The organism is Microbulbifer maximicatervae (SeqCode) (assembly GCF_052467325.1).
In genome coordinates, this window is sequence record NZ_CP174310.1 from 2,898,783 (window position 1) to 2,918,070 (window position 19,288).

17 protein-coding genes are annotated in these 19,288 nt (G+C 48.9%); 13 read left to right on the forward strand and 4 right to left on the reverse strand.

Annotation, left to right across the window (positions count from 1 at the left end; all coding sequences use genetic code 11):
* The first annotated feature begins 56 nt into the window (after positions 1-56).
* The 3 genes from ACJJIE_RS13025 to ACJJIE_RS13035 are packed head-to-tail and all read left to right on the forward strand — an operon-like array spanning position 57 to position 2,304.
* Positions 57-1,022, forward strand: a complete 966-nt coding sequence (locus tag ACJJIE_RS13025) for an ABC transporter ATP-binding protein (RefSeq protein WP_413663247.1) — start codon at positions 57-59, stop codon at positions 1,020-1,022.
* The gene (locus tag ACJJIE_RS13030; RefSeq protein ID WP_413663248.1) at positions 1,019-1,780 is read left to right on the forward strand and encodes an ABC transporter permease; all 762 of its coding nucleotides are present in this window, start codon (positions 1,019-1,021) and stop codon (positions 1,778-1,780) included. Before ACJJIE_RS13025 ends, ACJJIE_RS13030 begins: the two co-directional genes overlap by 4 nt.
* A gap of 59 nt (positions 1,781-1,839) precedes the next feature.
* Entirely contained in the window at positions 1,840-2,304 is a 465-nt protein-coding gene (locus ACJJIE_RS13035; protein WP_444891966.1) for a GFA family protein, read from the forward strand.
* Here the strand turns inward: ACJJIE_RS13035 and ACJJIE_RS13040 are convergent.
* Positions 2,285-2,917 (reverse strand): TetR/AcrR family transcriptional regulator, encoded by a 633-nt coding sequence (locus ACJJIE_RS13040; RefSeq protein WP_444891967.1) that lies wholly within the window; start codon positions 2,915-2,917, stop codon positions 2,285-2,287. The two genes, ACJJIE_RS13035 and ACJJIE_RS13040, sit on opposite strands and share 20 nt — an antisense overlap.
* A gap of 134 nt (positions 2,918-3,051) precedes the next feature.
* Here ACJJIE_RS13040 and ACJJIE_RS13045 point away from each other — a divergent pair, with 134 nt between their 5' ends.
* Complete coding sequence (locus ACJJIE_RS13045) at positions 3,052-4,170, forward strand: efflux RND transporter periplasmic adaptor subunit (protein ID WP_444891968.1); 1,119 nt, start codon at positions 3,052-3,054, stop codon at positions 4,168-4,170.
* A 119-nt stretch (positions 4,171-4,289) separates the two neighbouring features.
* Positions 4,290-7,409, forward strand: a complete 3,120-nt coding sequence (locus tag ACJJIE_RS13050; protein WP_444891969.1) for an efflux RND transporter permease subunit — start codon at positions 4,290-4,292, stop codon at positions 7,407-7,409.
* Between the two features lie 64 nt (positions 7,410-7,473).
* On the opposite strand, the gene ACJJIE_RS13055 is transcribed toward ACJJIE_RS13050, so the two are convergent.
* The 3 genes from ACJJIE_RS13055 to ACJJIE_RS13065 form a co-directional block, all read right to left on the reverse strand.
* Positions 7,474-8,376 (reverse strand): MBL fold metallo-hydrolase, encoded by a 903-nt coding sequence (locus tag ACJJIE_RS13055; RefSeq protein ID WP_444891970.1) that lies wholly within the window; start codon positions 8,374-8,376, stop codon positions 7,474-7,476.
* Between the two features lie 482 nt (positions 8,377-8,858).
* A complete protein-coding gene (locus ACJJIE_RS13060; protein ID WP_444891971.1) occupies positions 8,859-9,650 on the reverse strand; it encodes a glycerophosphodiester phosphodiesterase family protein in 792 nt (263 codons plus the stop codon).
* Positions 9,651-9,813: 163 nt separating this feature from the next.
* On the reverse strand, positions 9,814-11,250 hold the full coding sequence (locus ACJJIE_RS13065; RefSeq protein ID WP_444891972.1) for a hypothetical protein: 1,437 nt from the start codon (positions 11,248-11,250) through the stop codon (positions 9,814-9,816).
* An 863-nt stretch (positions 11,251-12,113) separates the two neighbouring features.
* Here ACJJIE_RS13065 and ACJJIE_RS13070 point away from each other — a divergent pair.
* The 8 genes from ACJJIE_RS13070 to ACJJIE_RS13105 all read left to right on the forward strand — a co-directional run bounded on the left by ACJJIE_RS13070 (position 12,114) and on the right by ACJJIE_RS13105 (position 19,003).
* On the forward strand, positions 12,114-12,545 hold the full coding sequence (locus ACJJIE_RS13070) for a response regulator transcription factor (protein WP_282931332.1): 432 nt from the start codon (positions 12,114-12,116) through the stop codon (positions 12,543-12,545).
* A complete protein-coding gene (locus tag ACJJIE_RS13075) occupies positions 12,542-12,970 on the forward strand; it encodes a CsgE family curli-type amyloid fiber assembly protein (protein ID WP_282931331.1) in 429 nt (142 codons plus the stop codon). Before ACJJIE_RS13070 ends, ACJJIE_RS13075 begins: the two co-directional genes overlap by 4 nt.
* On the forward strand, positions 12,970-13,389 hold the full coding sequence (locus ACJJIE_RS13080) for a curli assembly protein CsgF (RefSeq protein WP_282931330.1): 420 nt from the start codon (positions 12,970-12,972) through the stop codon (positions 13,387-13,389). The genes ACJJIE_RS13075 and ACJJIE_RS13080 overlap by 1 nt, the downstream gene beginning before the upstream one ends.
* Positions 13,390-13,421: 32 nt before the next feature.
* Complete coding sequence (locus tag ACJJIE_RS13085; RefSeq protein WP_282931329.1) at positions 13,422-14,294, forward strand: CsgG/HfaB family protein; 873 nt, start codon at positions 13,422-13,424, stop codon at positions 14,292-14,294.
* Positions 14,295-14,352: 58 nt separating this feature from the next.
* Positions 14,353-14,895 (forward strand): hypothetical protein, encoded by a 543-nt coding sequence (locus ACJJIE_RS13090; protein ID WP_282931328.1) that lies wholly within the window; start codon positions 14,353-14,355, stop codon positions 14,893-14,895.
* Between the two features lie 489 nt (positions 14,896-15,384).
* The gene (locus ACJJIE_RS13095; protein ID WP_282931327.1) at positions 15,385-16,407 is read left to right on the forward strand and encodes a hypothetical protein; all 1,023 of its coding nucleotides are present in this window, start codon (positions 15,385-15,387) and stop codon (positions 16,405-16,407) included.
* Positions 16,408-16,857: 450 nt separating this feature from the next.
* Positions 16,858-17,877 (forward strand): hypothetical protein, encoded by a 1,020-nt coding sequence (locus ACJJIE_RS13100; protein WP_282931326.1) that lies wholly within the window; start codon positions 16,858-16,860, stop codon positions 17,875-17,877.
* 244 nt (positions 17,878-18,121) lie between these two features.
* Positions 18,122-19,003, forward strand: a complete 882-nt coding sequence (locus ACJJIE_RS13105) for a hypothetical protein (protein ID WP_444891973.1) — start codon at positions 18,122-18,124, stop codon at positions 19,001-19,003.
* Positions 19,004-19,288 lie beyond the last annotated feature (285 nt).

Below are 19,288 nucleotides of genomic sequence, written 5' to 3' on the forward strand. Positions count from 1 at the left end.
AATCCACCTGACAACACACAGCCAAAGCCGTACGGTAATTTTGGCAAGGAGAAAAAGTGGAATCGATTATTTCCATCAAAGGCTTGGGAAAAACCTATGCCGAGGGGTTTACCGCCCTGAAGAATATCGACCTGGAAATTCAGCGGGGAGAACTCTTTGCCTTGCTCGGCCCCAATGGTGCGGGCAAGACAACCATGATCAGCATTATCTGCGGCATCGTAAATCCAAGCTGCGGTGAGGTCACCGTCAATGGTTACAATATTCAGCGGGACTATCGCAATGCCCGCAATGAGATTGGTCTGGTGCCCCAGGAGATATCCACCGATGCCTTTGAAACCGTTTGGGCGGCAGTGAAATTCAGCCGCGGTCTATTCGGCAAGGCTCCCAATCCCGCCTACCTGGAGAAAATTCTACGGCAGCTATCCCTGTGGGAAAAAAAAGATAACAAAATTATTACGCTTTCAGGAGGAATGAAGCGCCGCCTGATGATCGCCAAGGCGCTATCCCACGAGCCCAATGTGCTCTTCCTCGACGAACCCACTGCCGGGGTCGATGTGGAGCTACGCCAGGATATGTGGCAAATGGTGCGCGAACTGAAAGAGTCGGGGGTAACCGTTATCCTCACCACCCACTATATCGAAGAGGCCGAGGAAATGGCCGATCGTGTCGGTGTTATCAATCACGGCCAACTGGTTCTGGTTGAGGAGAAAAATGCATTGATGAAGAAAATGGGGGAGAAAGAACTCAGCCTGCAATTGCCCACACCACTGCAACAAATTCCAGAGAGTCTTGCTGACCTGCCACTCAGTCTCAGCAGCGATGGCAGCCAGCTGGTGTATCGCTTTGATATCAAAAGCGAAGACACTGGTCTTGCGGAATTTCTGCGCCGTTTAAATGCCGCCAATATTGAATTCCGCGATTTACACACCCGGGAAAGCTCCCTGGAGGAAATTTTCGTCAACTTGGTTCACGGTGCCCGCCTTGAACGGGAAGAGCAGCTCAGTAAGGAGGCACAGGCATGAATTGGTATGGAATTGGCGCCATCTATAAGTTTGAGATGGCCCGCACCTGGCGCACCCTGATGCAGAGCATCGCCTCACCGGTGCTCTCCACATCTCTCTATTTTATTGTGTTTGGTGCGGCGATTGGATCGCGTATGGGGGATATCGACGGGGTCAGTTATGGGGCCTTTATTATTCCAGGATTGGTAATGCTGGCGCTGCTCAGCGAGAGTATTTCCAACGCCTCTTTCGGAATATTTTTCCCTAAATTCTCCGGCACCATTTATGAAGTACTGTCCGCTCCCATATCCTCCTTCGAAATCGTCACCGGATATGTGGGTGCCGCAGCGACAAAGTCCATTTTATTGGGGCTGTTGATATTGCTGACCGCTCGCTTTTTTGTGGATTACGAAATTGTACACCCCTGGTGGATGCTGACATTCCTCGCGCTGACTGCCGTCACTTTTAGCCTGTTCGGATTTATTATCGGAGTTTGGGCCGATGACTTTCAGAAGCTGCAAGTTATTCCGCTGATGATTATTACGCCGCTCACTTTTCTCGGCGGTGCATTTTATTCGATCAGTATGCTGCCGGAAATGTGGCAAAAAATTACCTTGTTCAACCCGGTAGTTTATTTGATCAGCGGCTTCCGCTGGGCTTTTTACGGCGTAGCCGATGTTAACCTGGGGCTGAGTATCGGCATGACTTTGCTCTTTCTGGTGCTGTGTCTCACCACCGTCTGGTGGATTTTCCGCACCGGATACCGCATCAAAACCTGATTCCTCCCCCCACGCCGCTGTGCCAACCTTAGTAAAGGCGGTACAGCGGTGGACTTAGTATGGTGGAGGAATATCACGAAGGGGGCTGCGTTTGCGGGCAACTGCGCTTTCGCGCCCTCGGCTCCCCTCGCCGGGTCAGCCTGTGCTCTTGCCAGTGGTGCAGAAAGCGCAGCGGTAGCCCCATCGGCTTATCGGTCTACTTCAAAAAGAAACAAATAGCCTTTCTTCAGGGCCATTTGCAAACCCACACTCTTTACTCCGATGCCGGTCGCTGGATAAAGAGCCAGTTCTGCCCCAATTGCGGCAGCACGCTCACCTGGACACTGGAATTCCTACCCGAATATCGGGGCTTTGGCGGCGGCGCCTTTGATGCACCGGAATTTATTTATCCCGAGCGCTATGTTTACAGCCGCAACAAACCTGAGTGGCTCCAGGTAGCCAGTGATATTGTCCTGTGCCCCGCGATGGCGGAGCAGCCCAAGAATACAGGCAATAATCCCGGCGCTAGTGGTGGGCACACATAAAGGTTCTCACCGCTTTTTGTACGCGCTCACGGCGCTCTTCCTGTGTCGACATTTGTCGGCAGCCGATCAAGACCTGCATATGGTGGCAACCCAGCAACAAGCCGATAAAATCTTCTGCCGCTACGGCGGGATTATCCACCTTCAACATCTGTAACTGAGTGGCTCTGCGCAGTAGCTGCTCTATCTCCCCCAAAATCCGCTGGGGACCTGCGTCAAAAAATAGCTGGGCCATTTCCGACTCCTGGGATGCCAGGGCACACAAAAGGCGTAACAGACGCACGCTATCCTCGCTCTCCACCATCCCCATAAAAGCGTCGCCAATACGCTCCAGGACCTGCTCTACCGATTCCCCCTCTTCTAAAGCAAAGATGGGCAGGGGCATCATCATTTCGCAGCGAGAGGCAATAGCGGCGCTAAAGAGCGTCTCCTTATCGGAGAAGTGGCTGTAGACCGTAAGTTTGGATACTCCCGCAGCCGAGGCCACCGCATCCACGCTGGTAGCGGCAAAACCGTGGGATAAAAACAGGTCCCGGGCGGCATCCAGAATGGCTTGGCGTTTCACCGGATCCTTGGGGCGACCGCGCTGGGCGGCCGTCTGGGTCTGCTCAGACATAGCTCTCCATATACTAGACTCGTTAGTTCATTAAATATACTATACTCGCCAGTATAACATTGATGGCCGCCCGGCCATGCTTGACCCAGTCACGGATCTGCCTCGACGCGCCAGCGCCGGGGAAGGAAGCCAATATGTACCGAATGCTAATCCTCGCTGCGCTCTCACTCAGCCTTTTGCTGAGCGCTTGTGCCCCCTCTGAATCCCAGGAACAAGAAACCAAACCGCGCCCCGCTGTTATGGTGCGCCCCACCCTGGCCAGCGCCCAAACCGATGTCTATCCCGGTGAGGTAAGAGCCCGCTTCGAGCCGGCACTGGCCTTCCGTATCGGCGGGAAAATCCAGCGGCGCCTGGTAAATGTCGGCGACCGTGTGGAACAGGGCCAGCCCCTGGCGGAACTGGACACTGAAGACCTGCTGCTACAACTGGATTCAGCTCGCGCCAGCCATACTTCCGCCGAGGCAGACCAGCGCCTGGCTAGCAGTGAACTCTCGCGCCACCGCAAGCTATTGGAAAAGCAGCTGGTGAGCCTCTCCCAGTTCGATACCGTAGAAACCCAATTCGAAGCCAGCGAAGCGCGACTACAGCAGGCCAAGGCACAGCTGGATGTTGCCCGCAACCAGGCTGCCTATGCCGTACTCAAGGCGCCGGAAAGTGGCGTGATCGCCCGCCGCATGGCCGAGGCCGGCCAGGTCGTTGCCGCAGGACAAGGCATTTTTGAGCTGGCAGCCGATGGTGAACGGGAAGTGCGTATCGACCTGCCGGAACAATCCATCAGCCGCTTTAAAGTGGGCCAACCGCTAACTGTCGAACTCTGGTCCCAACCGGGCCAATCTTTCCCCGCACGCATCCGCGAACTATCGCCGGCAGCCGATCCCATATCCCGCACCTTTGAAGCCAGGGTCGCTTTCGAAAATAAAGTGAGCGGTGTAGAAATCGGCCAGAGTGCACGGGCATTTGTCCCCAGGGCGGAAACAACTGATGTACTGCAAGTTCCGATGTCAGCAGTCAGTGCTGACGATGGCGCCGCATTTGTATGGGTATTAAATCCAGAGACAAAAACGCTGCATAAAACCCCGGTCAGCCTGGGCCCCTACGGTGAGGAGTTTGTCTCGGTATTTTCCGGGTTGGAACGCAACGATTGGATCGTCGCCGCAGGTACCCATTTATTGCAAGAAGGTATGGTGGTGCGCCCTGTGGACCGTATGAACCGCCCCATCGAACAGGGGCCGTCTCTCGCCCATCAGGAATAAATTAAAGGCGCGGAAACAATAAATCTGCCCGCGCAAATTAATTCCCAATAAAGCCTCGATAACAATTTCCAAAGTGCGGCCGCGAACAGCAGAGCCGCCCTTGAAACAGAGAAACTGCCATGGGTTTTAACCTTTCCGAGTGGGCCTTAAAAAACCGCCCACTGGTGCTTTACGCAATGATCGTCCTGGGACTGCTGGGAACCTTCTCCTATACCCAATTGGGGCAAAGTGAAGATCCCCCCTTTACCTTTAAGGTGATGGTGATCAACACCGTCTGGCCCGGCGCCAGTGCCGAGGATGTGTCCCGCCAAATTACCGAACGAATAGAAAAGAAATTACTGGAGACCGGTGACTACCAGCGTATCTCCTCTTTTTCCCGTCCAGGGCAATCCCAGGTATTGTTTGTTGCCCGGGACGATATGCACTCCCGTGACATTCCCGATCTCTGGTATGAAGTGCGCAAAAAGGTGGGGGATATTCGCCACACCCTGCCGCCGGATATCCAGGGCCCATTTTTTAACGATGAGTTTGGCACCACCTTCGGCAATATTTATGCCCTCACCGGCAGTGGCTTCGATTACGCACTGATGAAGGACTACGCTGAGCGGCTGCAACTGGCCCTTCAGCGAGTTAAGGATGTAGGCAAGGTCGAGTTACTGGGACTGCAGGACGAAAAAATTTGGGTGGAAATATCCAACACCAAATTGGCCTCCATGGGCATTCCCCTGTCTGCAGTTCAAAACGCCCTGCAAGCACAAAACCAAGTCACCGATGGCGGCTTTGTGGATACCGTCAGCGACCGGGTGCGCATCCGTGTGAGCGGACAATTCACCTCCGTCAATGAAATACGCCAGTTTCCAATTACCGCAGATGGCCGCACCCAGCGCCTGGGAGATATTGCCCAGGTCCACCGAGGCTTTAGCGATCCGGCCCAGCCCCGTATGCGCTTTATGGGAGAGGACGCCATCGGCCTCGCCGTTTCCATGAAGGAAGGGGGAGATATTTTAAAGTTGGGTAAAGCCCTCGACGAAACCTTTGCCCGACTACAGGAAGACCTGCCCATAGGTATGGAACTGCGCAAGGTCTCCGACCAACCGGCAGCTGTAAAACGCGGCGTCGGCGAATTCCTGCAAGTGCTGGCTGAAGCCCTGGGTATCGTACTACTGGTGAGTTTTTTCTCCCTCGGCAGCCGCCCCGGATTAATTGTGGCGCTGTCTATCCCATTGGTATTGGCGATGACCTTCGCGCTGATGCACTACTTCAATATCGGCCTGCACAAGATCTCGCTGGGGGCACTGGTATTAGCCCTGGGCTTGATGGTGGACGATGCCATTATCGCGGTGGAGATGATGGCGATAAAAATGGAGCAGGGGCTCAGTCGGCTAAAAGCCGCCGGCTTCGCCTGGACCAGCACCGCCTTTCCCATGCTCACCGGTACACTAATTACCGCCGCCGGTTTTTTGCCGATTGCCACCGCCCAATCCGGTACCGGTGAATACACCCGATCTATTTTTCAGGTAGTCACCCTGTCGCTAATCGTTTCCTGGATTGCCGCCGTGGTCTTTGTACCCTATCTGGGCCACTACCTGCTGCCAAACCTGGCGCGACACGGCCACGGCGGTGAAGTCAAAGACCCCTACCAGAAACCCTTTTACCAGCGCTTCCGCCGCTTTATTACCTGGTGCCTACGCAATCGCAAAACCGTGATCGCGGCCACCCTGGCAATTTTTGTCGGCTCGCTCGCTTTGTTCAAACTGGTTCCGCAACAGTTCTTCCCCTCTTCCGGACGCCTCGAATTGATGGTGGACCTGAAGCTGGCCGAAGGTGCCTCGCTGAAATCCACCGAGCACCAGGCCAAAAGATTGGAAACCCTGCTGGCACAAAACAATCAGGTGGAAAATTACGTGGCTTATGTGGGCACCGGCTCCCCGCGCTTCTACCTGCCTTTGGACCAGCAACTGCCCGCTGCCAGCTTCGCCCAGTTTGTTGTAATGACCCGCAGTGTCGAAGAGCGCGAGCAAGTGCGCAGCTGGCTGATCAATACGATGAATGAGGAGTTCCCCACCCTGCGCAGCCGTGTGTCCCGCCTGGAGAACGGCCCACCCGTGGGCTACCCGGTGCAGTTCCGCTTGTCCGGCGAACATATTCGCGAAGTACGCGGGCTGGCTCGGGAAGTGGCTGAGCGCCTGCGGGACAATCCACAGGTGACCAACGTGCACTTGGACTGGGAAGAACCCAGTAAATCCATCAACCTCAATATCGACCAGGACCGCGCTCGCGCCATGGGCGTCAACAGTGCAACCTTGTCCCAGGCTCTGCAAAGCTCCTTAACGGGTATCACTGTGAGCCAATACCGGGAGGATAACGAGCTGATCGACGTGCGTGTGCGCGGTAATGAAGACGATCGCTATGCCCTGCGCCAGTTGGGTAACCTCGCGGTACAAACCGACAGCGGCCGCAGTGTACCGTTGAACCAGATTGCCACCCTGGAATACGGTTTTGAGGAAGGTATTATCTGGCACCGGGACCGCCTGCCCACCGTTACCGTGCGCGCTGATATTTATGGGGACGAATTACCGGCGACCGTCGTCAATGCCGTGTGGCCTCAGCTTCAATCCATTCGCGATAAATTACCGCCAGGCTACTTGCTGGAAGTGGGTGGTACCGTGGAAGAGTCTGCGCGGGGGCAAAAATCGGTCAATGCCGGTATGCCGCTATTCGTGCTGGTGGTCTTTACCCTGCTGATGCTGCAATTGCGCAGTATGTCCCTATCCACCATGGTATTCCTCACGGCTCCCCTGGGCCTGATCGGCGTTACCCTGTTCCTGCTGCTGTTTGGCAAACCCTTTGGTTTTGTCGCCATGCTGGGCACCATCGCCCTGGCGGGAATGATTATGCGTAACTCGGTGATTTTGGTGGACCAGATACAGCAGGATATCAGTCAGGGCCTCAGTCCCTGGGATGCAATTGTCGAGTCGACGGTAAGACGCTTCAGGCCGATTGTATTGACAGCGCTGACTGCGGTATTGGCGATGATTCCACTGTCCCGCAGTGACTTCTTTGGCCCTATGGCAGTCGCCATTATGGGCGGATTGATTGTCGCAACCGGACTCACCCTACTGTTCCTGCCAGCACTCTATGCCGCTTGGTTCCGAGTGCGAGAAGAGCACAATGAAGAGGCGGTGGAAAATAACCCTGAATTTGGCGGGCCCATGACCCCGAGCGCCACTACAGAATAAAATCACCGGGTAATCCAACAAAAAAGGCGGCGCAGGTTCTCACTGCGCCGCCTTTTTTTATTTCCTAAGATTGTGTCAGGGAGTCGTAAACGATCCCGGTCCAAATATCCGGTGTCATAAAACCCTGGCCATACTGCGCATCAAATTCCGCTGTGGGCTTTGCAGAAATCACTTCCTGCCGGGTTTTACCCTCATCCACCATCGCTTTCACTTTGTCCCTAAGCCCTGCCAGTATATTGCGCTGCTGTTGCAGTTCTGCCCGATTACTGAGAGGACCGTGACCGGGAATAATTTTTGTATCTTCCCCCGCCATTGCCAGAGCGGTGTCCATAGCTGCGATCATGCCATCCACCGAGCCGCCGGAAGAGAGGTCTATAAAGGGATAGTTGCCGTTAAAATAAATATCCCCCATATGAATCACATCGGCTTCGGCAAAATGCACGATGGAGTCACCATCCGTGTGCGCCGGCCCCACATGCTGGACCTTTACCCTATCGCCATTCCAGTAAAAGGTAGTGGCATCGGTAAAGGTTATCACCGGTAATGCTTCTGGAGGAGACGGCTCAACCTTCCGCTTAAACGCCTCAATAAACTGCTCGGTACTTACCCGTTTGCGCACATTCTCATGAGCCACAATCAGGGCGCCGCTTTTACCCAGGTTTTCATTACCGCCGGTATGATCGCCATGCCAGTGGGTATTAATGACAAAACGCAAAGGTTGCTTAGCTAACTCAGCTACTGCCTGTTGAATTTTTGCGGTCAAAGGCGCGTATTGGTCATCCACCATAAAGGTGCCGTCCTCTCCCACCAGTACCGCAATATTGCCCCCAGCCCCTTTGAGCATATAAACATTGCCAGACACGAGTTCACTACTAATTTCCACATTGGCAAACCGATCTTGTGCGGAAGCAAAAGATGCAACCAATACAGAAACTGCCAGGGCGACGGAACCTACTACGTTCTTCATAAAAACTCCCAGTTGTTATTATTTCTTTCCGAAAATTATCAGAAGTTGATCTGACAACATAAAATGCGCCTGTTGCTTTTAGTATGCCAAATATTTTGGTCAGCCCTCCAATCAAACTGAAAGGCTAGACGTTCTTGCCTACTCCTATAAAGTACTGTGGCTACCAATGGATTTAAAAACCAGATCTCTCATCTCTGGAATACAGATAATTAGCACCAAAAACGCAAGCAAGATACAAGCCTCGCAAATAACCTCTAGAGCGAGAGTCACTTTTCTCTGTTTATTGTGGTTTGGATAGTACTTTTTAAAGAGTAACGAAACCCCTGACAACTTAAGAAGTCGTGGCGCGCCAACAGCATACTTACTCAAAACAGAGATACTAATGGCAGTAGTAAGACCTGAAATGAAGCCAATAATACAAATAGTCGTAAATAGAAAAACTACGATCTCCATCAGTTGACTTATTCCTTATATCAATCGAGTCAGGCTGCCTGCTTCAATAAAGTTTCTCGCTGCTGCGCCAACATCTCCAACAGCAGATCCGGTCGGTCAGTCACAATGCCGTGTACGCCCAGATCAATATAGCGCCGGTAGTTTTCCGTGCCATTCACTGTCCATACCGCCAAGTGGACGTTCTTCTTATTAGCGGCGCGCACCATACTTTCAGTAACTACGGGAATACCTTTTTGCTCCATCGGTAGCTGCATCGCACTATAGCTTGGACGCAGCAGTTTCTCTGCTCGAAGTAACTGTGCAATATAAAATACCACCGCCTCTACGGTAGGCGTGCCCGTCGCTACTTGCGGACAGAGTCGACGAAACTCATTAATCACTCCTTGGTGAAATGAGGAAACGACGACCTGCTCGCCTTTTCCACACTTTGCCAGCACATCCTTCAACACTTTTGCAGCGCGATACTGGCGGCTCTTAATCTCCAGTATCATAGGCATATCCCCTACCATTGCCATCGCCTCTTCCAGAGTCAACACTCGCAGGGGCTTTTCTCTATAGGGGTAATGCTCTCCATCCCGAGTCCAGAGATAGGCAACATTTAACTGACGCAGCTGCTCTAAGGTTTTATCCTCTACAAACCCCGCACCATTAGAGAACATTTCCAGCTCCCTGTCGTGAATCAACACTAAATGGCCATCGGCAGTGAGCCACAAATCCACTTCAATAGCATCCACGCCCAGTTGCACCATTTTTTCAAGGTAAATCGCCGTGTTTCCTGGGTAGAGGCCATTGCCGCAGTCATTACCATGTGCGATCACCATCGGCCCCTCCCCCTGAGGAAACCACAGAGGACAAGGTTTGCCCGGTGCAGACCGGGCATAAAGAAATAGGACGACTAGGGCAATTAAAAAGAACGACAACCAAAACATGCTTCACCACACTTATTATTTTGTCAGTTTTCAAGCTGGATAGTGTTAGCTTCGATCACGCCTCTTCCACTAATTTGGCAACAGAATCAGTGTCAGCAAGCACGGCACTCTTTTTGGACTCTTCTTTCCCCGCCGGTTCTTTAGGCTCATTGCCAATTCCCTGTTTCTGACGCACATACAAAGCCTGTAACCAGAGGGGAACAAAAATAACGATGTCGTAAAAACGATTAACCAAAACACCTAAGTGCAGTGAAGCCATCGCCAAAAACCGCAGTATTAAGGTCATTCCTCGCAGGGATAAGCCCACCCCAATACCAATCACCGTTCGCGCTGAACGGATAAACTGCTCCAAGGGAATTGCCAGAAAAGCCAAAATCAGAGGAAGTACAAACCCTAGCCCCATTTGTGCCAGTGGGATTGGCCAGAGCTGTTCAGAACCCAATAATTGCTGCTGCAGGATCAACTCTCGTGAAAAGGCCAGGTTTCCACCGACACCTGCCAAAATCAATAAGAGTGCCAAAGCCACTCCCAATAATAACCTGCGCGTACTTTCCCCTAAGGAGCCTACCGAAGGAAACATTCGGGTAACCTGGAGGCACTCCATAATCACCAATCCGACAGTGACCTGTAAAAATATAACCACCGCAGCTGAAATACTGGCGAGGCTATAGCCACCAAGTGAAGCTTCAGTGCCCAGTACAGCTGCCATAGGTTGTGCCAGTAACTGAAAATTCACCATGGCCCCAGCCAAGGCAACCATTAACACCAAAGAAGCCGTCAGAAAACGGCTGAAAGAGGAAGAAGATAGCAAATGAAGACTCTTATCCGATTCCTGAAGAATCTCTTCATAGCGCTCCATATGGCCATCCAGCGCTTTGGCCCGCCGAATAACCGACTCTACATTTTTGTTAATGCGCCCCAAAGTTGAAAGCATTGCACGCCAACTAGGCAGCATACGTTTTAGTAATTGATGCCTTTCCCGCGTCGACTCGCGATAAGACTCCAGAGCTTTGGACTCAGCTTTACGCATTGACTGGTTAATAGTGTCGAGAACATCAGCTACCACCGGGTCTTCTTTGCCGGGAATTTCCGAAACGGCGCGAATCGCCCGGGCCCAGTTTGATGGTTCCGGAGCTATTTCAGCACTGCGTACATAGTCTTCATCCAGGCTGCTGAGCTGCTCACAGAGCTTTCGGTGCAATGTTGGATACAACGCCAAATCCCGCTGTACTGTTTGCTCAATACGTTCAAACTCTCTTTCAATATGGCGCTCGGCTGTGTCTCTACCCTCGGCAAAAAGCACTTCCCGATTGCGCTCGACCAACCTCTGTTCCACAACACCGATATTACTGGCGATAAACCGCAAAGCCCGATGTCCCAGGCGCGCCAGAGCATATACCGTGCGGTGTACAGGCTCTCGGGCCAGGAACAATACAATCAAACCCAGGATGCCCCAAAGCCAAAGTGGTAAACTTTGCATTAGTTGACTCATCTCTCCCCCCTTCATTATCAGCCCAATTGGCCTCTATCCTAACAGCTGCGGACAGCACATCCGCCCAAAAGTTCACAATTTGTACAGTAGTATGACGACAGTTTCACCATTGTAATCGGCTCCAATCATAGGAAACACAGGGAAAACTGACATAGGCAGTAGGCAGTTGCGACAACTCAACAAAAAAAGGCATAAGAGGTGACATAGGAAAGGCACCTGAAAACCTCTTTTTCTGCAGAAAATTAATTGCACTCCAGCGACAGAGCAAAGCGAATAAAGGTCTTTAACGAGTACAATTAAGCATCAATTAAATGCAATACTTGCCAAATAAAAAACAGCACCAAACACAAGACACAAAATGCCAAAAAAATAAATTGAACGCTTATTTTCAGATATTCTAACTGAACAAAAGCAATTATTTAGCGATCTTAAACTACAGCAAAAAAACACTAAAAATATTTACAAATAAATAAGGCACATTTTTTCCTAAGACTTATCCCTCCTACGTCTACACTCCAAACTAAATTCTCATTGAGTGAGTGTTTTTCCCTAACATGGCAGAAACGATTTTACGCTGACTCCCACGTCGTCATGGCAGATAACGTGGGGTAATTTTGGGAACCTAAACGACAGGAGTCGATGGAAGGTCAAACTCTTATTTCGAGAGAGATCTATCTGTATCAAGGAGAGGTACGAGGTATATGCCGGTTCTTTTTTTTAGCAACTCCGGCCTTCAAGGCGATCTATTATTTTCACTGTTTTCACAAGCTATTCCCATACCCTGGGAAAAATCTAGCATTGGAAAACAAAAAAACTGCCTGCAGCATTATCAGGCTATCGTGATAGATTGCTGGCAAATTGGTGTGAGCTCTGACTCAAAACAGTTTCTTTCAGATCTAAAGAAGATTAGTCATGCAAAAGCTTTACTGATTAATCTCCCAGCCAACCTACCCATTCATATATCGGAAAAGTTACGCCAGAAAGGTTTTCACCTGCTTTGTGACAGCAATACCAGTCAGGAAAACCTTATTCACAAATTGGATACCGCGATTCACAGTGCCGAGGGGCGACAACATATCAGCCCACAAAACTCCCTCCCTCTTACCCGCAGGGAACAGGAAATACTCGGACAACTCACTACCGGTGAACCCAACAGTGTTATCGCAACAAAATTGCACCTTAGCGAACACACTGTGAAAAATCACATGTACAACATTTTCCGAAAAATTGGAGTTAAAAACCGGCTGCAGGCCAGTAATTGGGCCAAGCTCAATCTCCAGGAAGAGAGGATATGAGACTAACCCTGTTGATGTTGACACTGTGTGCATCCCTGGCCTTTGGCCAGGATGACACAGAGGTTCCTCCAGCAGATACCGATTCTGGAAAACTCGAAGATGAAATCAGCGGATTTAATATAGATCGAACAATAACTCGCACCGGGCATGATTTTGCTCGCTTCATGAGCGAATACAGAAACCTCAATTACCCAGATGCTACGTACAACTTAACAATTTATGAAAGGCCGTCGGCCCGATGGGGAAATCTAATTTGGGTTACCTATAACGACAAAATTGTTTTTAGGCGTTTTATCAGTCCAAGCACCAACAATATACATCGCTTGGCCGATGAGGCCGCTCAGTATATTCACCAGGAAGTACTGCAATCGCGTGTTCGCAGCTCACTCACAGACACCTTTGATTTGGGTAAGGATGAATTCTAATGAAAATCAAGTCATTACTAGGAACCGCCGTCTTTTCTCTGGCAGCGGTCTCCTACCACCATATCTCCGCCACCGAATTAATCTATGAACCGGTAAACCCTAACTTTGGTGGCAACCCACTCAACGGCACCTACTTACTGCAAAATGCACAGTCCCAAGATACCCACGAAGACCCTGACAAGGTTGACAGCCTCTATGAGCAGCCCAGTGCCCTGGATAGATTCAGCGATTCACTGGAAACCCGTCTACTAAACCAACTCCTTACCGATGTTGGTGACGGCAATAGTGGAGAGCTGATTACCGACGACTTTATCGTACAAATTGTTGATAACGATGGTGTCCTAACAGTACTTATCACCGATCGAAGTACCGGAGATAAAAGCGAAATCGTTGTAAGCGGATTAAACCCGACAAACTAATGAACCTTTAAATTTCAAAGGATTCTTTGGCAATGCGTAATGCAATAAAAAAAGTGATAGCTTTGCCCATCGTAACAACATTAATGACGCTAAGCAGCTGCTCTGCAGTCAAAGATGTGGGCGATGCACTTTTTGGTCCGGGCATCACAGATGCAATGCTCACCCCTAGGAAAAATACCTACCGGGACCTAATCAATCTTCCTGAACCAAAAGGTAAAATATTGGTAGCGGTTTATGGCTTCCGCGACCAAACCGGTCAGTATAAGCCCGCACCGAATAGTAGTTTCTCGACTGCGGTTACTCAGGGTGGCGCGGCTATGCTGATGGACGTGCTCAATGAATCTGGCTGGTTTATCCCGCTAGAGCGTGAGGGCTTACAAAATCTGTTAACTGAACGGAAAATTATCCGTGCAGGATTAACCAAGCCGGATATTCCCGTCAACAACAGTGTGCCACTTCCCACTCTCGTAGCTGCGAACGTCTTATTGGAAGGTGGCATTGTTGCCTACGACCAAAATATTCAAACCGGTGGCGCAGGCGCTCGATACTTTGGTATTGGCGCTGATGAGCAATACCGTGTGGACCAGGTAACAGTTAACTTGAGAGCCATTGATATTCGCTCCGGGCGGGTATTACACTCAGTATTAACCTCCAAAACGGTCTATTCAAAAGCAATTAGTGCCGATGTATTCCGCTATGTTAAATATCGACGCCTATTGGAATTGGAAGCAGGTACTACCTATAACGAACCGGCACAGCTTGCTATGCTTTCAGCGATGGAATCCGCTGTAATTCACTTGATCAGTGAAGGCATTGTCCACAACTCCTGGGCACTCGCCAACCCGGATGAAATTGAGAATCCAATATTGCAGTACTACTTAAATGACAGCACCGTCATTATGTAGAAATTAAAGCCTTCAAAATTTACTTTGTGCCTATCCTGAAATTCGAAAGGTTGAAAAGATGTACCATAAAATCAGTAGCACTTACCCTGCCACCTTTTTGCTGGCAGTAGCAATCTTCCCTGGCACAGGATTTTGTTCAGACTTGGATAGCAGTAGTGAATTGGCTGTCGCCAGCGAATTGAGCGCAGCCAATCTTTATTCGATCTCAAATTTAAGCGTCATAAATCAGGAGGGCGGGGGAAATAGAGTCCACACCTACCAAACAGGTAGCAGCAACTACACTTCTGCCCATCAGGACGGCAATAGAAATAACTTAGCTGTCACCCAATCCGGCAAAGACAATATAGTCTCATCCAGCCAAGTCGGAGATTACAACTTTGCATTATTAATACAGGTGGGCTTTGAGAATTTTATAGATATCGATCAGTATGGAGTTGGAAATACAGCAGGCATATCTCAAATTGGAATACAAAATAGTGCACAAGTGGAAGAAATCGGCAGCTTTCATAACGTAAATATTTACCAAAGTGGGAACGGCTTACATACTTCAGTCACCGTTGTCGGAACTGCCATAACAACACAAATAAGTCAGTATGACTAATATTTAAAGCATATATCAATTCTCCAAAAACCGATTACCTCGACTTATTCAGTCCTACATTTTTACTGATTAATTTATCAACAGTCACAACTACAAAAGTTAAATTATCCATTTGAGTAGCCGGATCGCCTGCAGCAACAATTCCTCAAATTTTGTGTCATTTCAAAAAACCAGCTGCTCACATTTGTCATCAAAGGCTTAAAAAAGAACTTTATTCCTAAAATTTCGACACTTCCGTCCTATAGCCGCAACTCCCGAAGCCGACAAAACTCTAGTCAGCATCAAGCTGCTGTTAAAAATGATATTGCTAGATGTTTCACAAGGAATGTGAAGGTTAAAAGCTGTCGGTTTCACTCCAGATAACTCACATACGCCTGGCACAGCGGTATCGTGTCCTGAGACAAAACGCTCCCAATATCTAATGATGCTGAATTCTTTTTATTTGTAAAAAGCTGTACAGCTATATTTGACATCTCTATGGAGTTACTGATGACTAAGTACACACCTATTGCCGCCAGTGTTCTTCTGGCGATCGCCAGTACCGGAGCCCTCGCGGCCAACAATACTGCCATTCTCACCCAAAATGGCACTGGCAACATGGCCACTGCTGATCAGAGTGATGCCACTGTATCCAACAACCTGATCACACAAACCCAAACCGGTGACAACAACGTAGTTTATGCAGAGCAAACCAGCTTTAATGACTCCGGTGTAATTACCCAAACTCAAGCCGGGGATATGAATGACGCAGAGTCCTTCCAGAATGATTCCAGTACTGCGATTGTTACTATCACCCAAATCAACGACGGTCACTTTGCAACGACTACACAAAGCTTTGTAGACACCAGCGTTGCTGTTGTCACTCAAAGTGGTAGTCCACAAACAGCAGCAGTAACTCAAACTATCAGTGCGAATGACACTGCTGTAGTGACTCAGTCCGGAGACGGTAACGTAGGTAATGTTATTCAAACTAATGGTTCATTTAACACCGCAACATTAACCCAAACAGGAACCACCAATACTGCAACTTCTACTCAAATTTCCAGTACATCGAGCACTGTTAATGCTCTCCAGGCAGGTACCACAAACTCTGTAGTACTTATCCAAAATCTGGTAACCAACAGCACCTCAGTTTCGTTCCAGGATGGCACTTCCAACACATTCACTTCATCACAGACAGCAGGTGATGGGAACTACAGCGAGGGCTTCCAAAATGGTACTACTCAGGGCTTGACTCATATTCAAGTTGGAGATGATCACTGGGCTTATACTGAGCAAGTGGGCACCACCAATATTGGTGTTATCTCCCAAACAGGCTTTGATAACTATTCTGAAGGCTACCAGGATGGAACATTCAATAGCTTAACCGTTACCCAGCCCGGCGATTTCAATACCACTGTTGCCTCGCAGACAGGTAACAACAACACGATTACTGTGACCCAGGCAACCGATACCAACATGGCTACACCTACCCAGATAGGTGATTTCAACGTCGCAGTTATTATTCAATAATCAAGGGAATAGGCCGGCTTAAAATACCGGCCTATTTTCAACTTGGTGGGCTAAGTGCAAGCTTCAATTATTATTACTAGCCCCTAAATTCGCATGAAACAACCATTTCATGCATTTAATGCCGTCCCTCAAATCAGCTGACATTATTTGCCATAGCTAGTTCAAAAAAGAACTTTATTCCTAAGGTTTCGGCACTTCCGTCCTATGGCTGTAACTCCAGAAGACGACAAAACTCTAATCAGCATCAAGCTGCTGTTTAAATGATATTGCTAGGTTTTCACAAGGAATGTGAAGGTTATTAAGCAGTCGGGTTCATCCCAGTTTCCTCACATACTTCAGACACAGTTGTAATATGCCTGAGGATGAGACTCTTCCAATATCAAATGATGCTGTTTTCTTTTTGTTTGTAAAAGCTGTACAGCGATATTTGACATCTATATGGAGTTACAGATGACCAAGTACACACCTATTGCCGCCAGTGTTCTTCTGGCGATTGCCAGCACCGGAGCCCTCGCCACGAACAATACCGCCATTCTCAATCAGAACGGTACTGGTAACATGGCAACCGCTGATCAGAGTGATCCAACGGTAACCAACAACGTTATCACCCAGACTCAAACTGGTGATACGAATGAAGTTTATGCTGAGCAATCCAGCAATAATGATTCAGGAGTAATTACTCAAACTCAAGTAGGAGATATGAATTACGCGGAATCATTCCAGAACGATTCCAATGTGCCAGTGGCTACTATCACCCAGATAAATGACGGCCAGTTTGCATCGACTACTCAGAGCTTTGTAGATACCAGTGTTGCCGTGATAAATCAAAGCGGTGGCCCGCAAGATGCAACTATTGCCCAGACTACCAGTGCAAATGACACCGCCGTAGTTAATCAATCCGGTGACGGTAATGTGGCAGTCGCCATTCAAACCCTGACTTCACTGAATAGCGCAATTATTACTCAAACCGGCACCAATGGCACCGCTTCTGCAACGCAAAGTAATAGCACGCAGAACACCATGAATATGATCCAGGCCGGTGATACTAACACTGTCGCTCACCAGCAAATATCTGCGAGCAACAGCACCACTTTCTCCTTCCAGGATGGCTCTTTCAACACCTTGTTCTTTAGCCAGACTGATGACGGAAACTACAGTGAGGGCTTGCAAGACGGTACTACCCAGACTTTGGTCCACAACCAAAGTGGCGGTGACCACTGGGCATACACAGAACAAGTGGGACTCACTAATGTTGCTGTCGTTACCCAAAGTGGTTTCGATAACTTCTCCCAGGCGGCTCAGGATGGTACTTTCAATAACCTGACCGTGACACAACCTGGCGATTTCAATAGCGCCACATCATCACAAGTTGGCAACTTCAACACCATAACTGTGACCCAAGTAGGTGATTTCAACGCAGCCGCTCCTGCACAAGTGGGCGATGGTAATGTGGCAGTAATTATTCAGTAATCAAGATAAAGGCCGACTGTTAAAGTCGGCCTTTTTTTAACGAAAAAATTATCTCACAAACTTTAATCTCAATTTATCCATACTAAGTTCTCATAGCCACCATAGGTGAACACTCTACAATAGTTCTGCATATATAGTGTTTAAGAAGTAAAAATCACTATATCTACCAGATAATCAGCTTCTTCGTTTCATTCAAGCTGTTCAAGATCTTTTATATTCAAAATTAAAATCCCACGGAGATAAAATGATACGCTACCAAACGTTAACCATTGGACTCTTACTGTGTATCCCAAGCTACAGTGCTATCGCATCCAATAATACCGCTACAGTTTTACAAAGCGGATTAACTAATAGTGCCACTGTGGATCAGGGCGATCCTACTGCTATTGGAAATTTAGTTACTCAAATTCAGACCGGGAATCTAAATACTGCTAATGCTACGCAGATAACAAACAGCACCTCTAATGGAATTGATCAGGAACAACTCGGAGACAGCAACTCCATTTTTTCAACTCAAACGGCAGCTACTGATACAACAGCGATGGTCTACCAAGACGGCGTTAGTCACAGCGTAACTACAAGCCAGACTAATACAACAACCAGCAGCGGTAGTGTTGAGCAATTCGGAACCCTTCAGTCTGCCACTATCAGCCAGGTCAATAGCGTTTCTGATAATGCCGACTTTGAGCAATTTGGCACTCAAAACCTGGCTACAGTTACCCAAGCAAATAGCGACTCAAGTACCACCATATCTTCACAATCTGGAGATTCAAATGGTGCTGGATATACGCAGACAGGTCTGGCCCACTTGATTGATGCCACTCAGATTGGCACCTCCAATACAATCAGTGCTGTACAAAGTAGTCAGCAGGGTTCGATCACCATTATGCAGGATGGTGACAATAACACCTCTTTTCATGGACAGTTCGGGACATTTGCAACCGGATCATCGACTCAGATAGGCTCTATGAATATGATTAATATGAATCAAGGCGGTAGTAATAACTTGGCAACCACCTTGCAAATAGGAACAAACAACACGCACCAGACCGGCCAGAATGGCATCAGCCAAACAGCCAATGCCACTCAAAATGGCAGCAATAATATGGGCTTTATTTTTCAATAACATCACGTTTAGTTGTTTATTAACGGGCTACTCTAACAGGTAGCCCAATCTGAACCTCTCTATAACTCTACAAACCTTTCGCTTAAATCCGTTTATCGTATCCCTTTACAGGCACATCCAGGCAACGCAAAAAACAACAACAAAGAAGTTTTTCCTATTTTTTAGGCACTAACTTCCCATAGCAATACTTGAGGCTTACGATAAAACTCATACCAGCATCAGGGTATTATCAGGTACTCCAGTGATAATACCTATTAGGGATAGCAATAAAACAAGGTGTGCCAA